This is a genomic window from Algoriphagus formosus, assembly GCF_002807035.1.
Taxonomy (GTDB): domain Bacteria; phylum Bacteroidota; class Bacteroidia; order Cytophagales; family Cyclobacteriaceae; genus Algoriphagus; species Algoriphagus formosus.
Genome location: NZ_NIUC01000002.1, coordinates 507,603 through 524,743, shown reverse-complemented (window position 1 = coordinate 524,743; position 17,141 = coordinate 507,603). Strand labels below are relative to the sequence as shown.

Genomic DNA, 17,141 nt, shown 5'->3' with positions numbered 1-17,141 from the left:
AAAATAGCTTTTTCTACTAATTTTGCCCACTTGTACAAGTCTATGAACAGCAGCCTGAAATCATTTTGCCTGATTGCTTTTTTCTTCCTTCCGATTTTTATGATTCGGGCTCAGGAAAACAATGCCCTGGAAATCCTTCGTGCAGACTCGCTAAAGGGTGCTATGGGTTTTGAAAGACTGCTAGGCTCTGTCCGAATGAAAAATCAAAGCACCTTGATCGAGTGTGATTCTGCTCATTTTTTCAGAGCAGATAATAAAGCAAAACTATATGGTCGGGTTTTTATCCGAAGTGAAGAAGATTCGGTTACCACACGAAGTGCTTATGCAGAATATGACGGGAATACGAAACTGGCAAAACTCCGAACCAATGTAGTCTTCACTAACATGGAGACGACCGTTTACACTGATTATTTGGATTATGACCGGGCTGGAAATATTGCTTATTATTTCAATGATGGTCGGGTGGTAGACTCTACCAATGTCTTGACTAGTGAGAAAGGGCGATATGAAGTGAATCGGGAACGGATTACTTTCACCGATGACGTGGTTTTGGTCAATCCTGACTACACGATGAAAACCAATTTTCTGGTTTATCTCACCATTCCCAAAACTGCTGAAACCAAAGGGCTAACCAATTTGATTTCCAAAGATGGAAATACCCTGGATGCTTCGAAGGGGAGTTTCTATGATACGCAAGCGAAAAATTTCCGATTCTTTGATGGCTTGGTGGAGACCGAGACAAGTCGGGTCAAGGCCGATGAATTGCTTTATCGGGAAAATGAGGCTTACTATGAGGGGAAGGGAGATGTTAGAGTATTGAACAAGGAACGGGAGGTCGAAATATTTGGCGATCAGGGACAATATTGGGAGGATCGTGGATACAGCTTGGTCCATGGCAAAGCTCTGGTCAGAAGATACTTTGAAACAGATACCCTGTACATGACTGCCGATACGCTGATTTCTCAGGATCATGAATCAGACTCACTAAAATACCTTTTGGCTTTTTCATCCATACAGTTGGTGAAGTCACAGATGTCAGGAATAGCCGATTCGCTGTCTTACAATTATTCAGATTCGACTATCCGCCTTTTTCAAGATCCTGCTATTTGGGATAATAGAAGTCAGATTACCGCAGATTCCATGACGTTTTTCATTGAAAACGAACAGCTTCGGAAGCTTTTTGTAAAAAACAATGCATTTGCCGTCATGACTGACACCCTGGTCAATTTCAATCAAATGAAAGGCAGGTCTATGACAGGGCTCTTCGAGAATGGCGATCTGAATACATTGGACATCACTGGAAATGGGGAATCCTTGTATTATGCCTTGGAGGGTGACACCTTGGTGCAAGGAGTCAATAAGACCCTTTCTGCCACGATCAAAATGACCTTTGTGGAGGGACAATTGAAAAAAGTCAACTATGGCGTAAAGCCCGAGGGAAAGTTTATACCTGTGCAGGATATCGGTGAAGAGGGAGGAAAGCTAGAAGGTTTTGTCTGGCGAAAAGAAGAAAAGCCTACTATGGAGAAAATATTTGCTTGGAGGTCTGTCAATGAGGTGGATCTGGAAGCCGAAAATCTTTTTGAAGTTCCAGAGGCAGAAATCCGAATGCCTTCTGATGAAGAAATGCAAAAGTCACTAGAAAAGTGGGATACAAATACCAATAAAGGCGGTTTGATCCCCTTGAAAAAGGTTAAAGATTTTTCGAACGAATAAAAGCCGGAAATATTTTATAAAGGTTAACAACAATTAACCGCAAATTTTCGTCCCAAGATTACCTACTGCGTATTTTTGTGAGTATATTACTTCTCGAAAGTATCAGACGACAGGCTTATCGAATAGAATTTTACATGAAAGTTTTCCTTAGAATTTTTGCATGGGTTTTTGTGACCCTTCCGCTACTGGCGGAAGCACAAGAGGTCCGTGTGCTAAGTGAGGGACTTTCATTCGATGGCGACATCGGTGCATCCCAGCGGAAAACCATCATCCTTCAAAACGAATCCGAGGTTGAAAAAACCTACTTCCTGAAAAATATCAGTGGAGATATTGGTTCTTCACAGGAGATGAAAATCTGTATCGGAGATGCCTGTTTTGATGCAAAGCGAGATTTAGCCAAAATAAAAGTAACGCTAGCTCCGGGTGAGATTATTACGGATCTTTATTTGGAGTTTTCTCTTGGTATTGCAGAGACTCGTGGAGCCTTTGATTTGATCTTTGTGAATACGTCTAATATTCGGGAATCATTTGTTGTTCAAGCCCAATACGATGTCACTGACCCTGCCAAGAAAATCGATGAATCGGATTATGACGCAATTACCATTTCTGAGGTCTATCCTAATCCAAGCAATCGGGTAGCACAACTAGATTACAAGCTGAAAAAGCGAGAAACATTAGCTAAAATCACCATAAATAGCTTTATCGGAAACCCTGTAGCAGAATATGAGCTAGATCCTGACAGATCCTCCTTGCTAATCAACGTTTCTGATTTTCATCCAGGTGTTTATTTCTACACACTGTTTTTGGACAATAAAAATATTGTTACAAAGAAACTCGTTGTTAAGAAGTAACCTAAGCAATCCTATCCATTTGAATACCAACTATTATCCCGTATATTTGCGGTCTTGAAAATGAATATGCGAAAAGTCCCCTTTATTTTACTTGTTTTTGTCACACTTTGCCTCTCCTGTGGCCCATTTGCCAAGTTGGAAAAAAGTACCAACTGGGAGGAGCTCTACGAAGGTGCCAATGACTACTATCAAAAAGGAGAATACAATAAGGCGATCATTCTTTATGACAAGGTGATTCCTATCATCAGAGGTAGCGAAAAGGCAGAATTGGCGGATTACAATTACGCCTATTGCCATTTCAAAACTAAGCGCTACATCGAATCTGCTGGTTATTTCAATAATTTCTACAGGACATACAACCGAAGCCCTTTGGCAGAAGAAGCCCTGTTTATGCATGCTTATTCCCTTTTCCTAGATGCTCCTGATTTCAATTTGGATCAGCAGAGTAGCCAAGAGGCAGTAGCAGCAATTCAGCAGTTTGTGACGAGGTATCCCGGCTCGGATAGTTATGAGCGAGCTTTGGAAATGCTGACCGACTTAGAGAAGCGGTTTGAGCAGAAAGCCTATGAAGAGTCGATGATGTATTACCGTTTGAAAGACGGTTTATTTCCAGGAGACTTCCTGAGAGCGTGTATTGTCAATTTCCAGAATTTTGCAAAGGATTATCCTGAAAGTGAATACAACGAAGAGTTGGCTTACAAACTGGTAGAGGTAAGTACAGAGTATGCTGTAAACAGTATTTTCTCCAAAAAAGAAGAACGACTCAACGATGTATTCCAATATTCGATGAATTTCTATCGAAGATATCCAGATAGTAATTTCACGGCAGAGGTGAAAGATTATGAAAATACAGCTCGTGAAGAGTTGAATAGTCACCTAAAGGTAAAAAGAGATATTGCGGAGCGATCCGAAAAAGCTGCTGATACTACTTCAGTCAGCGCAATAAAACCAACAGAAGAAATTAAACAACGATAAACATGGCAGTTAATCCATCAATCATTACCCGAGATTTGGACAAAGTATCCGAGGAAACCGGGAACATTTATGAGTCCATCCACTTGGTAGGTCAGCGTGCAAAGCAGATTTCCAATAACCTTAAAGAGGAATTGAATGGCAAGCTTTCTGAGTTTGCTTCTACAGTAGATAACCTTGAAGAAGTTTTCGAAAACAAGGAGCAAATCGAGATTTCCAAGTTTTATGAGCGTATGCCAAAACCATCTACTTTGGCAATGGAAGAATATCTGGATGGAAAATTATACCACAGATATCCTGAAGAAGAAACTGAATAATGAATCTCGAAGGAAAGCGAATACTTCTTGGAGTCACAGGTAGCATTGCTGCCTATAAGTCCGCTTTCTTGGTCAGATTATTAGTAAAGGCAGGAGCAGAGGTCCAAGTCATTATGACGGCCTCTGCTCTTGATTTTATAGGCCCTTTGACCCTAGCTACCCTTTCCAAACATCCAGTTTTACATACTTTCCAAAAAGATGAAACGGGCACTTGGAACAACCACGTGGAATTGGGGCTTTGGGCAGACTTGATGATCATTGCGCCTCTTTCAGCCAATACCCTCGGCAAAATGGCAAATGGGCTTTGTGATAACCTACTTCTAGCTACCTACCTTTCAGCAAGATGTCCGGTTTGGGTAGCTCCTGCGATGGATCTTGATATGTATCAGCATCCATCCGTCAGAAAAAATCTAGCTACTATTCAAGGTTTTGGAAACCGACTACTGGATGCCGAAAGCGGAGAATTAGCTTCCGGGCTATCTGGTCAGGGTCGGATGATGGAACCTGAAAAGATTCTAGAAGAAATACAACGATTTTTTGAATCCAAAGGTGATTTTTCCGGAAAAAAGGTAGCCCTCACCATGGGGCCGACTCAAGAAGCGATTGATCCTGTTCGCTTCATCAGCAATCATTCAAGCGGTAAAATGGGACTAGCACTCGCCGAGGCGTTCTTGGAAAGAGGTGCGGAGGTTTGGGTGATTTCAGGCCCTGTGGCTATTCCTGTTAATAAAGAGAAATTTCACTGGAAAGATGTGAACAGTGCCGAGGAGATGTTTCATGCAGCCTCAGCTATTCATAGTCAGATGGACATCGTTGTTTTCACGGCTGCGGTGGCAGATTATGCACCAGCTACCGTCGCTACCGAAAAAATTAAAAAGGATGAGGATGCTATGCAGATTCGCCTGAAGAAGAATGTTGACATCGCCAAAGAGCTGGGAAGTAAAAAGCAGCCTAAACAATTCCATGTAGGCTTTGCGCTCGAAACAGAAAATGAAGAGTTTCATGCAAAGGAGAAGCTTCAGCGCAAGAATTTTGATCTAATTGTTCTTAACTCCATGAAAGAAAGTGGCGCAGGTTTTCGTTTGGATACCAATCGGGTGACTGTTTTCTCCAAAAATGGAGGCCAATGGAAATCTCCACTCGCATCTAAGTCGGAAATCGCCCAATTGATCCTGGATCATATCAAGCGGGAGAGCAGTTGGACGCTGATCTGATTTTTTCTTTATTGTATGAGAATGATAAAAATAATCAGCTTTCTTTCCTTGTTTCTGCTGGTCGGAATTGTAAAGGCCCAAGAGCTCAACTTTACAGTCACGATCAACAGTGAGCGCTCCAATCTTCAGAATACGGATATTTTTAACCAAATGAAGGCTAGTTTTGAGCAGTTCCTTAATGGACGATCTTGGACTACTGACGAGTTTCGGCCGGAGGAGCGGATCAAAGGAAATTTGCTGATCACCATCAATGAGGCCACTACCGTAGGGTCATTTTCTGCAACGGTACAAGTACAAACCGTACGGCCGGTTTATGGAACCAATTATGAAAGTCTCCTTTTCAATTTTGCCGATCGAACTTGGAATTTTGAGTTTATTGAATCTCAACCCCTAGAGTTTAATCGCTTCACCTTCCTTAATAACATCTCCTCGCTTTTAGCTTACTATGCCAATATCGCTCTTGGTTTAGATTACGATAGTTTTCAGAACAAAGGCGGAGATCCCTTTTTTGCTGTAGCAAATGACATAGTGAATAATGCTCAACAATCAGGTCGCGCAGGCTGGGGACAAAGTAACTCCGATCGAAGGAATCGATTTTGGTTGATCAATGATATTTATACCTCCTCTGTTTACTCCTCGATTCGAGAGGCGTATTACCTCTACCATAGACAGGGATTGGATATTTTGCAGATAGACCCTGAGAAGGCCTACCAAAATATGCTGGAAGCCATTCGCTTGGTGGCAGAGGCCAATAAGGCACAACCCAATGGGATCTTCACGATTTCTTTTATGGATGCCAAAGGAGATGAGATTGCACAGGTATTAAAGAATGCCCCTTTTGAGATACGGACAGAAGCAGTAGAATTGCTTTTGGAAGTGGATCCAAATAATGCGAGAAAGTACAATGAGCTGCTGAAAAGCTAAGCTTGATTTTTTAGCTTTGTACAAACGTAAAATCCATGCTCAAATCCCTCAGTATATCCAATTATGCACTGATTGATGATCTGAAAATGCAACCTGGAGCCGGTCTGAATATGATTACCGGTGAAACGGGTGCAGGAAAATCCATCATGCTTGGAGCCGTGGGATTGCTACTTGGAAAACGAGCCGATACCAAAGTGCTCCTTCACGAGGATAAAAAATGCATTGTGGAAGGCTGGTTTGAACTTGGATCTTACGGATTGCAAGGATTTTTTGAAGAGAATGATTTGGAGTACGAAGAGCCCTGTATCATTCGTAGAGAAATCAGCCCTTCCGGTAAATCAAGATCTTTTGTCAATGATACGCCTGTATTATTGGATGTGCTGAAAAGTCTTGGTGAAAAGCTGATGGATGTACATTCACAGCATGACACCCTTTTGCTCGGAGATGGAGCCTATCAATTGGGCTTGGTGGATGCTTATTCTCAATCCAATCGGGAGTTGGCTGCTTATCAAGGAGCCTACCATGACTTTCGAAAAGCAAAAAAACACTTAGACCAACTCAAGAAGAAAGCTTTGGAGCTTCAGAAAGAGGCTGATTTCAATCAATTCCAACTGGATGAATTAAGTGCCCTTTCGCTTCAGGAAGGGGAGCAGACAGAATTGGAATCCAAGCAAGAAATCCTCGAAAATGCCGAGGAGATCAAGCTTAAGATTCAGGAGGCTAGTGGTCTTTTTGAAGATGAGCAGTTTGGGATTTTGCAGGGGATGGGGCAAATACAGCAGCACTTGCAAAGTCTGGAGAGACTGGCTCATACTTTTGGGTCTATTCGAGAGCGATTTCAGTCTGCCTTGATTGAGGTCAAGGATATTTTGGCTACACTCGAGGAAGAGGATGGGCAAATCGAAGTTGACTTTGAAAAACTGGAAGAAATCAGGGAGCGTCTGAGTAAAATCTACCAACTTCAAAAGAAGCATGGGGTGCTTACCGTCGAAGAACTGATCGAGATTGAGCAGCAGTTAGCCGATCAGGTATTCGAATTTCAGAACTTGGATGAAAGTTTGGAAAAAGCTGAAAAGGACTTTGCAGAAGCTGAGAAGGCAATGCAATCTTTTGGAGAAAAGCTCACTAAGAAGCGTGTAAGTTGTTTCTCCGACTTTGAAAAATCCATGAAAGGCCTCTTGCAAGATTTGGGGATGGAAAATGCGCAAATCAAATTTCAGCGACAGGAAATTAGCCCAAGTAGTACCGGGCTAGATCAGATTGAAGTCCTTTTCTCAGCCAATAAGGGAGGCACTTTGCAGGCACTTAAAAAGGTCGCTTCAGGAGGAGAGTTTTCACGTCTTCTATTTGCAATCAAATATTTGATGGCTGATAAAATGGCTTTGCCCACCTTGATTTTTGATGAAATCGATGCAGGGATTTCTGGAGAGGTAGCCTTACAGATGGTCAGAATGATGAAAGATATTTCAGCGAAGCATCAGATTATTTGCATCACTCATCTCCCTCAGGTAGCGGCGAAAGGGGATATGCATTACTTTGTGTTCAAAGACAATTCAGCCTCCAAAACTATATCAAAAATCAAGCTTTTGGACGAGCAGGAGCGTATTCAGGAGCTGGCCAAAATGATAGCTGGAGCACAGCCCTCAGAGAATGCCTTGCAGAGTGCTCGTGAGCTTCTGGCGAATTGAGGGGCTTTCCCCAATTTTTAGCTATTTTTGCTAAGAATTTTTGAAATCAACCCAATAGAAATATGCCAGAAAACTTGCTAAAAGGTAAAGTCGGAATCATTACCGGAGCCTTGGATGAAAACTCCATTGCCTGGAAGACCGCGCTAAAAGTTAAAGAACAAGGTGGAAAGTTTGTCCTGACTAATGCCCCTATCGCTATGCGAATGGGTGCTATCAAAGAACTTGCAGAAGAGTGTAATACCATTGTCATTCCTGCGGATGCTACGGTTTTGGACGATATTGAGAAGCTATACACTGAGGCGAAAGAATTCCTCGGAGGTGATTTTGACTTTTTGTTGCATTCCATCGGTATGTCACCAAATATCCGAAAAGGCCGCTCTTACGGAGACCTTAACTACGACTGGGCGATGAAGTCTTATGATGTCTCCGCAATTTCATTCCATAAGATGATGCAGGTGGCAGAGAAAATGGATATCATGAAAAAATGGGGTTCGATTGTAGGTCTTTCTTACATTGCCGCTCAGCAGGTTTATCCATTTTATACGGATATGGCTGATGCCAAAGCCTTGCTTGAAAGTATCGCTAGAGGCTATGGATATAGACTAGGTAAGCTGAAAAATGTACGAGTCAATACCATTTCTCAATCGCCAACCAAGACAACTGCTGGTACAGGTATTGGAGGATTTGATTCCTTCTTCAACTTTGCCGAAAAGATGTCCCCACTTGGAAATGCTTCTGCTGAAGCTTGTGCGGATTACATTGTTACGATGTTTTCGGATTTGACAAGAATGGTGACTATGCAAAACCTCTTCCATGATGGAGGATATTCTCACACAGGTATTTCAGAGGAAATTATGGATCAGTTTAAGGATCTATAATTATTCTGATAAGAATCATTTTAAAAGAGGCTGTCTTAAAAGGCTTTCGTTATTGCGAACGAAGTGAAGCAATCTATCCTGATTTAATTTAAATCAATATTAAGATCGCCTGCCCTCCGGGAGGCGGGCTTCTCTCGAACTTTTCGGGATCGCGATGACGGAACATAATACTTTTGAGACAGCCATTTTTTTGTTTGCTTGGTCCAAAAGTCATTTTTCCCTTTTGTTTTTTCGGCTAACTTATAGACTTGAATTAACCACCTAACCCAGAAATCATGCGGAAAATTATTCTTGGGCTGATTCTTTCAGTCTTTTCGCTTCATGCCTTTGCTCAAATTATGCCTGCTCCTGACCGGGAGGAGGGTGATGGACCCTATGATAGATTGATCATTCGAGGAGTAACACTCATTGATGGGACCGGGGCGCCTCCTGTCGGCCCTGTGGATATAGTGGTGGAGAAAAACAGGATTACGCGTATTCAGACTGTGGGCTATCCCGGTTTACCTATTTCGGAAGGCCGTCGACCCAAAGCAGATGAGAACACGCAAGTTTTAGACTTGGAGGGGCATTATTTACTGCCTGGCTTCGTGGATATGCATGGACACATAGGGGGTACAGGGCAAGGAACTCCAGCCGAGTATGTATATAAGCTTTGGATGGCGCATGGAGTTACTACCATTCGGGATCCATCAGCTGGAAATGGTCTTAATTGGGTTTTAAATGAAAAAAACCGCTCGCTTTCCAATCAAATTACAGCTCCCAGAATTTTGGCCTATACATCATTTGGTCAGGGAGCTGAGAATCCCATTACCACAGCGGATCAGGCCAAGGCCTGGGTCAATGAAAATAAAGCCAAAGGTGCTGATGGGATCAAGTTCTTTGGTGCAAAGCCCGAAGTGATGCAGGCGGCGATTTCCGAAAACAAGCGAATAGGCTTACGGTCAGCTATGCATCATCAGCAGCTAGACGTGGCTCGTTGGAATGTATTGCACTCGGCTCGAGCTGGACTAACTTCCATGGAGCATTGGTACGGTCTTCCAGAAGCTCTTTTTGAAGATCGGACGATTCAGGATTTCCGATTGGATTACAATTACCAAAATGAGCAGCATCGATTTGCAGAAGCTGGCAAACTTTGGAAGCAAGCGGCAAAGCCCTATTCAGAGCATTGGAATAAGGTGATGAATGAGCTTTTGGAACTTGATTTCACGTTGGATCCAACCTTCAATATTTATGAAGCAAACCGGGACTTGATGCGGGCTCGCAGAGCAGAGTGGCATGACGCCTACACCTTACCTTCCCTATGGCGTTTTTACTCGCCAAGTAGACAGTCGCATGGTTCATATTGGTTTGATTGGACTACAGAGGAAGAGTTGCTTTGGAAGGAGAATTACCGTCTTTGGATGACTTTTGTCAACGAGTATAAAAATCGTGGAGGGAGAGTAACTACTGGTTCTGACTCAGGATTTATCTACCAATTGTATGGATTTGCCTATATCCGAGAGTTGGAATTGCTTCGGGAGGCAGGCTTTCATCCCTTGGAAGTGATTCGCTCAGCAACGATGTATGGAGCAGAGGCTTTGGGAATGGAAAAGGAGATTGGAACCGTAGAAGTAGGGAAACTGGCGGATTTTGTGATTTTGGAAGAAAACCCGCTTCAAAACCTCAAGGTCCTTTATGGAACGGGTGCGATTCGAATAGATGAAAATAACCAACCCATCCGTGTTGGGGGCGTTAAATATACAGTTAAGGACGGGGTTGTTTACGATGCAAAGCAGCTTTTGGCAGATGTCAAGGAAATTGTAGATCAGCATAAGGCTCGCGAAAATGCTCGAATCACTCAGCCAGGATTAGATTGGTAGATTTTCACCCTAAAAAGGATTCAAATGCCGCATATCGAAGCAAATGGAATAAAGCTCTATTACATCGACAAAGGAGAAGGAGATGAAACGGTGGTTTTCTCTCATGGACTACTTTGGAGTCATAAAATGTTTGATGCTCAGATCGATGAATTAGCGAAGTCTTACCGTGTCATTGCGTACGATCATCGAGGCCAAGGCCAAAGCGAGGTGAAGGAGCCATTTGACATGGAAACCGTAGCTGAAGATGCAGCAGCATTGATAGAAAAGCTCGATTTGGTCAAAGTACACTTTGTCGGGCTATCAATGGGTGGATTTGTGGGAATGCGTTTGGCTGCTAGAAGGCCTGATTTGGTTAAAACTTTGAGTCTTTTAGAAACCTCAGCGAATAGTGAGCCGGTAGAGAACCTTCCCAAATACAAAACCTTGAATGGAATTGTCAAATGGCTTGGAGTAATCCCTCCGGTCGCCAATAAGGTCATGCCCATCATGTTTGCTCAATCCTGGTTGAACAATAAATCGAATTCGGAAGCGATTAAGAAGTGGAAAAAAGAACTTACGTCCAATAAGAAAACTATTACTGGACCGGTAGAGGGAGTAATTTATCGAAAAGGCGTGGAAGCTGAATTAGGTGCCATAAAATGTCCTACTATGATTGTGGTGGGAGATGAAGATGTTGCAACAAAACCCGAAAAGGCAAAATTCATTCAAATGGGAATTGCTGGATCGAGGCTTCATATGATCCCCGGTGCAGGTCATAGTTCCTGCATTGAGAAGCCTGAAGTAGTCAATCAGCTGCTGAAAGACTGGTTGAGCGAAAATGCATAAAAAAAAGCCCCGCGGGGCTTTTTTTAATCAAATTGAAATACTCTAATATAATCCACAATCATGTGTTGTGGAAACGTTGTGCTATTATCCGGAGATCCGGGCCAGTTTCCACCGACAGCCACATTCATGATGAAAAAGAAATTTCTTCTGAACTCATCTAGTTCGGCAGGAGTGGTATCGATCTCATGATATTTCACATCATCAATAAACCAGCTAATATTATTTGAGGTCCATTCGATTGAGTAGACATGGAATTTATCGGCTAGAGTACCTGAAGGAATCTTATAAGAACCGCCAAATTCCGCCCGGCTCCCATTATTATCCCAGTGAACTGTTCCATGGACTGTGTTTTCCCGTCCTTGTCCACCGACCATCTCCATGATGTCAATCTCTCCACATCTTGGCCATCCTACTTCAGGGAAGTTTGATCCAAGCATCCAAAGAGCAGGCCATAAGCCTTGTCCGCGTGGGTTTACCGCCCGAATATCAACTCTACCATAGCGGAATTGCTTTTTGTTCAATGAGACGATTCTGGAGGAAGTATATTCGCTTCCTTGGAAGTTTTCTTTCTTAGCAGTGATGATCAAATGCCCTCTTTCTACAGAGGTATTTTGGGATCTGTAATATTGAAGCTCGTTATTTCCCCAGCCATTGTCGCCAGTTCCTATTTCATGTGACCAGTTGGCTGCATCTAGGCTATTTCCTTCAAAATCATCCTCCCAAACTAGTGTCATCCCAGGATAGGAAGTAGGAGAGGTGGCTCCACCGTCAGGTATTGGAACTTCAGTAACGTTATTACCGGGGTTTGAACCTGTGGGATTGTCCGCAGTTTCCGAATCACAGGAAAATAAAACTCCAATTAGAAAAAATGCGGAAAGAGTTTGGCTTGTGTAGTTAAAGATAGTTTTCATACTATTTTGGGTTAAAGAAAAAAAAGGCATCTGGGTATTACGTTCCAGATGCCACTTAAATTAATTATTCTGAAATCAGTTTGAAAGTCCACCAGATACCGTCTTGGATTTCGATATGCAGTGTCATTCGCTTCACGCCATCTGTCTCTGTCAAACTTGCAACCTGATATGTTACGTCCGCCGGAACTTCTACTCCCGCCGTGCTCAACTCTGCTCCGTTGATTACTTTAGAAAGAGCCAGGTGAGCTCCTTCGCCAATTAATTTTAAAGAGCTTCCATCAAATGTAAAGGTGTAATCTCCTGAGCCGTCATGCGGTGCTACAGGAGCGCCACAACCGTCTTCGGCGACACCTTGCCAAGTTTCGAGCCAAGTCTGATCACCCAAATCATAAGAGTAGGTGCCATCTTCAGCAAATGTATAGACATCATCAAAGAAGCAGGCTCTGGTAGTCACATCGTCTGCGGAGTTAGCAAAAAACTCGGTGCTTCCAGCTGAAGGACCCACACCAAAGGCTCCTGCTATTGGCTCCATTTTCCAATTTCCGAAGATAGACGCAGATTCGCCGCCACCATTGTCGATTTCACCAGAAACCAGTTTGAAGTCCCACCAAACTCCAGAACCAGCTTCGATTCTTAGCGTCATTCTGCGGGTATTTCCATCAACAACTGGATCAACAATCGTATACGTGATTTGATCAGGAATAGCCGCTCCTTGAGAAACTTCACCTGCATTATTTACTTTTGAAAGTCCCAAGTATGCACCTTCTCCGATTACTGTCAGGGAAGTTCCTGTGTAAGTATATTGGTATGTGCCTCCATCATAAGGCGATACCGGTGTGCCGCATCGGTCAGAGTCAACTCCTTGCCAAGTTTCCAACCAAGTTTGATCTCCGAGGTCAATAACGAATGATCCATCAGCACCGAAAGTATAGGTATCGTCATAAAAACAAGCTCTTTGCGATACTCCTGCACCATCAATTGCAAACCACTCAGTGCTTCCAGGACTTGGTCCCACTGCAAGAGAAGCCGCCACTGGCTCAACCACCCAAGTACCAGTAATGTCAAAGTCTGGCTGTGCTGAAGCTACTTCAAATGTCACATTATCAGTTGCCGTATTGCCATTGGTATCTGAAACTACAACGTCAAAGTTGTAAGTACCAGCATCAAATCCACCCGGAACACTAATAGTGACTGTCTGCTGATCACCACTTAGCGCCTCTGATCCAGAAGTAACTGTGGCTCCTCCTGAAGTGATGGTGTAGTCAAGGGAGGCAAGGGAGCTAATGGCTCCGTCATCCGTACCGTCATCCAGAGTTACGGAAATTCTAAAATCTTCTCCTTCAGTCAATCCAGAGGAAATTGAACCTAGAGTAATTTTTGGAGGAGTGTCTATCACGTCAATGTCTGCGAAACCGTTGTCGCAGGCCCAGCTTACTACGAGCAGGGAGAGCATTGTGATAATTTTGGGAAAATTGTTTTTCATGGGTATTAGTTTTTTTCCCTAATTTCTTAAACCGATTCACAGACCCCAAATAAAAAGCTTCTACAACTATTCATCAATTGTAGATTTTGGCTACATCAAAAACACATCAAATATTGTAAAAACCCCTCTTAACATAATTTAAATCAATGTTTTGATCTGATATTCTTTTCACACTTCCGATTTTAATTTTCTCAGGTCAAAGACTTTTGAAAAGGATCAAACTCAAGAAATCCGCTTCAGTTTAGGAGGTTTTTTTCGGAAGGATGCTTTCCTCTTTTTCGCTCATTTTAGATAATTTTTTTTCAATTCGGAAACCTTTTTATAGATTTGCATGTATATACATTAAATTCAATTGTATTAAAATGGGAAAGTTAGAAGAAGCCATTCAGCAGAAAGATTTTATAGATCCTTATCATAAGGCTGTGGTCAATTTATTATTCACGCACAGTTATGTGGTAGGCTATCAAAATGCTCTTTTGAAACCCTATGACTTATCTCCAGAGCAATATAATGTATTGAGAATATTGAGAGGACAAAATGGGAATCCCACTACTGTATCCTCTATTCAGGAACGCATGCTTAATAAAATGTCCAATGCATCTCGTCTGGTAGAAAAGCTAAAGGCCAAAGGTTTGGTAATTCGTGAAGAATGTCCAACTGACAGAAGGCAGGTAGATGTGATGATTTCAGCTGAAGGATTGAAGTTGCTGGAGAAGCTGGAGACACGGATTCAGGATTCGAATAAATATTACATCAAGCTCAGCGAATCGGAGGTAAGAAATCTCAATATGCTGCTTGATAAACTGAGAGGCTAAAAAATTTACCTTTATCCATGTATAAACACTAATTGTAAAAACAAATAATATTTCATTTCACTTAAATCAATAAAAATCATGAGTACAGAAAAATGGGTAATTGATCCAACACATTCAGAAGTGTCTTTTAAGGTAAAGCACTTGGTCATTTCCACCGTGACTGGATATTTTAAAAAGTTTGAGGGTGCTGCAGAGAGTGAGTCGGATGACTTTGATGGAGCTAGTGTCTCCTTCACTGCGGATATTGATAGCATTGATACCAATCAAAGTGACCGTGACAATCATTTGAAATCAGCAGACTTTTTTGATGCAGCTAATCATCCTAAGCTTTCTTTCTCTGGAAAAATTTCAAAGAATGGAGGGGACTATCAGTTGGTAGGAGACCTAGAAATCCGTGGAACCAAGAAAGAGGTAACGCTTGATGTAGACTTCGGTGGAGTAGCCGGTGATCCCTATGGACAGACTAAGGCGGGCTTCGAAATTGAAGGAAAAATCAATCGGAAAGAATTTGGACTTACTTGGTCGGCAGTCACAGAGGCAGGCTCGGTAGTTGTTTCTGATCAGGTTCGTTTAATGCTAAGTGTACAGCTCGTAAAGCAAGCATAAAAGCCTCCGAGGTTTTGTTTTAAAACCCCGAAGGCTATCCTTTGGGGTTTTTTGTAAAATCTCATTCATCTAAAATTTCAATCTTATGACCACAAAGCCATTAATTTCCGGGATTCACCATATCACAGCGATAGCTGGTAATCCTCAGCAGAATATTGATTTTTATACAGGAATCTTAGGATTAAGACTTGTAAAAAAGACCATCAATTTTGATGCGCCGGATGTCTACCATTTTTACTTTGGCGATGAGTTGGGTAGGCCAGGTACAGTCTTTACCACCTTCCCTTTCAAAGGTGCTCGGCGCGGGACTAAAGGAACTGGTGAGTTGACCTATACAGCCTTTTCCATTGGGAAAGATTCACTTACTTACTGGAGAGACCGCCTGAAGAAATTTGGAGTTGCAGTTTCAGATGATTTGACTCGGTTTGGAGATTCCCTTATCCGATTTGAAGATCATGATGGGATGGGACTGGAGTTGATCGCGAGTGATCGAGATGATCGAAAAGGATGGCCACAGGGACATATTCCTGCTGAGCATTCAATCAAGGGTTTTTTTGGAGCAACCCTTTACTTACAAGCCAAGGAGCCAACTGAGAAGCTTTTGACAGAGCTGATGAATTATCATTTTGTTGGGCAAGAGGGCAATCGCTTTCGCTATGCCACAGCAGGAAAGCCGGGAGACATCGTAGATATTTTGGTGGACCCCAATGCTAGGCGGGGAATGCAAAGCGCCGGGACGGTTCATCATATTGCCTTCCGTACGGATAATGAAGCCACCCAACTGGAAGTGCAGCACTTATTGATGCAAAATGGTTTGGGTGTCACCGAGGTAAAGGATCGAAATTATTTCAGAAGCATCTATTTCCGTGAGCCGGGAGGGGTGTTGTTTGAAGTGGCTACCGACGAGCCTGGCTTCGCAATTGACGAGGAAGAAGCGCATTTGGGTGAATTGCTGAAGTTGCCCGATTGGGCGGAACCATCTCGAGATAGAATTGAAAAAGCACTTCCAAAAGTTGAAGTAAACCTATCAGACTATGAATAAGCTAATCAACGAAGGACAAAAGCCCCAAAAAGGAAAAAAAGCAGCAATCATGATTCATGGCAGAGGAGCTGCTGCAGAAAGTATCCTCTCTTTGAAATCGTATTTGAAGCTGGATGATTTTGCTTTGATTGCTCCCCAAGCGGCAGGAGGAACTTGGTATCCTTACAGTTTTATGGCACCTGACCAGTCCAATCAGCCGGCTCTGACTAATTCACTTCAGCAGATCAAAGAGGCCTTTGATTCCTTGATCGAAGAAGGGGTGCTAGCTAGCGATATTTACCTGATAGGCTTTTCGCAGGGGGCATGCCTGAGTTTGGAGTTTGCAGCTCAAAATGCTCAAAAGCTTGGTGGCGTAGTGGCCTTTACGGGAGGCCTAATTGGAGAGCAGATCAATCCTGCAAACTACCATGGGGATTTCAAGGGAACCCCCACTCTTATCTCCGGTAGCCAACACGATATGCATGTTCCACTTGAGCGGATGCAAGAGTCGGAGTCACATCTCACCAAGCAAGGTGCAAAAGTCAAGTTGATGACCTTTGCTGATTCGGCTCATACGATTCGACAGGAGGAGATCGACTGGGTCAATCAGCATATTTTGGGCTAAAGGAATCTCGGGAAGGTTTTGGTGTTTGTCAAAAGCTTAATTCATACTTTTGGGCATGCAGACCAAAGCCTTCTTTTAATCATTTCAAATAAATTTGAGAAAAATTAAAAATAGTTCACATTTCTCTTGCAAAGTTAGTCGGGGGGGTGTATTGATCGCAGAAAGAACCAGTTCTGGCCAGATAGTGGTTTTTCTGTATAATTATTTCTAACCCGCTTGGTTACTCTTCCAAGCCCAAAAAATATACTATGAAAAAATATATTAGACCTTGCCTAGCCATTATAGCATTAGCTTTTTTCGGTTTAAGCATTCAAAGTCAAAAGGTATTAGCTGTAGGAGCGGATAAGGCTTGCGTATACACAGTAGACACGCCTGATTCCACCCGAGTTGATTGTTTTGGAGCAGGTTCAGTTTGTAGTGGAGTCGCTGAATGCCC

Annotated in this window: 16 protein-coding genes; 14 read left to right on the top strand and 2 right to left on the bottom strand. The window is 42.7% G+C overall.

Features of this window, described 5'->3' with window-relative positions; genetic code table 11:
* The first annotated feature begins 42 nt into the window (after positions 1-42).
* The 10 genes from CDH51_RS08360 (at position 43) to CDH51_RS08315 (ending at position 11,244) form a co-directional block, all read left to right on the top strand.
* Positions 43-1,716 (top strand): OstA-like protein, encoded by a 1,674-nt coding sequence (locus CDH51_RS08360; RefSeq protein ID WP_100628217.1) that lies wholly within the window; start codon positions 43-45, stop codon positions 1,714-1,716.
* A 134-nt stretch (positions 1,717-1,850) separates the two neighbouring features.
* On the top strand, positions 1,851-2,567 hold the full coding sequence (locus tag CDH51_RS08355) for a T9SS type A sorting domain-containing protein (protein ID WP_100628216.1): 717 nt from the start codon (positions 1,851-1,853) through the stop codon (positions 2,565-2,567).
* 66 nt (positions 2,568-2,633) lie between these two features.
* Positions 2,634-3,542 (top strand): outer membrane protein assembly factor BamD, encoded by a 909-nt coding sequence (locus CDH51_RS08350; RefSeq protein WP_198514290.1) that lies wholly within the window; start codon positions 2,634-2,636, stop codon positions 3,540-3,542.
* Positions 3,543-3,544: 2 nt separating this feature from the next.
* Complete coding sequence (locus CDH51_RS08345) at positions 3,545-3,856, top strand: DNA-directed RNA polymerase subunit omega (RefSeq protein WP_024284823.1); 312 nt, start codon at positions 3,545-3,547, stop codon at positions 3,854-3,856.
* Positions 3,856-5,070, top strand: coding sequence for a bifunctional phosphopantothenoylcysteine decarboxylase/phosphopantothenate--cysteine ligase CoaBC (gene coaBC / locus CDH51_RS08340; RefSeq protein ID WP_100628214.1), 1,215 nt, complete (start codon positions 3,856-3,858; stop codon positions 5,068-5,070). Before CDH51_RS08345 ends, coaBC begins: the two co-directional genes overlap by 1 nt.
* A gap of 21 nt (positions 5,071-5,091) precedes the next feature.
* Complete coding sequence (gene porD / locus CDH51_RS08335; protein WP_100628213.1) at positions 5,092-5,994, top strand: type IX secretion system protein PorD; 903 nt, start codon at positions 5,092-5,094, stop codon at positions 5,992-5,994.
* Positions 5,995-6,029: 35 nt separating this feature from the next.
* Positions 6,030-7,682 (top strand): DNA repair protein RecN, encoded by a 1,653-nt coding sequence (gene recN, locus CDH51_RS08330; protein WP_100628212.1) that lies wholly within the window; start codon positions 6,030-6,032, stop codon positions 7,680-7,682.
* A 62-nt stretch (positions 7,683-7,744) separates the two neighbouring features.
* Positions 7,745-8,560: an enoyl-ACP reductase FabI gene (locus CDH51_RS08325; protein WP_100628211.1), complete on the top strand. Its 816-nt coding sequence runs from the start codon at positions 7,745-7,747 to the stop codon at positions 8,558-8,560.
* 275 nt (positions 8,561-8,835) lie between these two features.
* The gene (locus CDH51_RS08320; protein ID WP_100628210.1) at positions 8,836-10,419 is read left to right on the top strand and encodes an amidohydrolase family protein; all 1,584 of its coding nucleotides are present in this window, start codon (positions 8,836-8,838) and stop codon (positions 10,417-10,419) included.
* 24 nt (positions 10,420-10,443) lie between these two features.
* Complete coding sequence (locus CDH51_RS08315) at positions 10,444-11,244, top strand: alpha/beta fold hydrolase (RefSeq protein WP_100628209.1); 801 nt, start codon at positions 10,444-10,446, stop codon at positions 11,242-11,244.
* A 23-nt stretch (positions 11,245-11,267) separates the two neighbouring features.
* On the opposite strand, the gene CDH51_RS08310 is transcribed toward CDH51_RS08315, so the two are convergent.
* Together CDH51_RS08310 and CDH51_RS08305 are read right to left on the bottom strand one after the other, a co-directional pair.
* Positions 11,268-12,155, bottom strand: coding sequence for a glycoside hydrolase family 16 protein (locus CDH51_RS08310; protein ID WP_232724780.1), 888 nt, complete (start codon positions 12,153-12,155; stop codon positions 11,268-11,270).
* A gap of 64 nt (positions 12,156-12,219) precedes the next feature.
* Complete coding sequence (locus CDH51_RS08305) at positions 12,220-13,638, bottom strand: COG1361 family protein (protein ID WP_157807076.1); 1,419 nt, start codon at positions 13,636-13,638, stop codon at positions 12,220-12,222.
* Between the two features lie 362 nt (positions 13,639-14,000).
* Here CDH51_RS08305 and CDH51_RS08300 point away from each other — a divergent pair, with 362 nt between their 5' ends.
* From CDH51_RS08300 to CDH51_RS08285, 4 genes are all read left to right on the top strand, one after another.
* Positions 14,001-14,453 (top strand): MarR family winged helix-turn-helix transcriptional regulator, encoded by a 453-nt coding sequence (locus tag CDH51_RS08300; protein ID WP_024284832.1) that lies wholly within the window; start codon positions 14,001-14,003, stop codon positions 14,451-14,453.
* Positions 14,454-14,531: 78 nt separating this feature from the next.
* Complete coding sequence (locus CDH51_RS08295; RefSeq protein ID WP_198514289.1) at positions 14,532-15,059, top strand: YceI family protein; 528 nt, start codon at positions 14,532-14,534, stop codon at positions 15,057-15,059.
* Between the two features lie 85 nt (positions 15,060-15,144).
* On the top strand, positions 15,145-16,101 hold the full coding sequence (locus tag CDH51_RS08290) for a ring-cleaving dioxygenase (RefSeq protein ID WP_100628205.1): 957 nt from the start codon (positions 15,145-15,147) through the stop codon (positions 16,099-16,101).
* Entirely contained in the window at positions 16,094-16,705 is a 612-nt protein-coding gene (locus CDH51_RS08285; protein ID WP_100628204.1) for an alpha/beta hydrolase, read from the top strand. The genes CDH51_RS08290 and CDH51_RS08285 overlap by 8 nt, the downstream gene beginning before the upstream one ends.
* Positions 16,706-17,141: the final 436 nt, after the last annotated feature.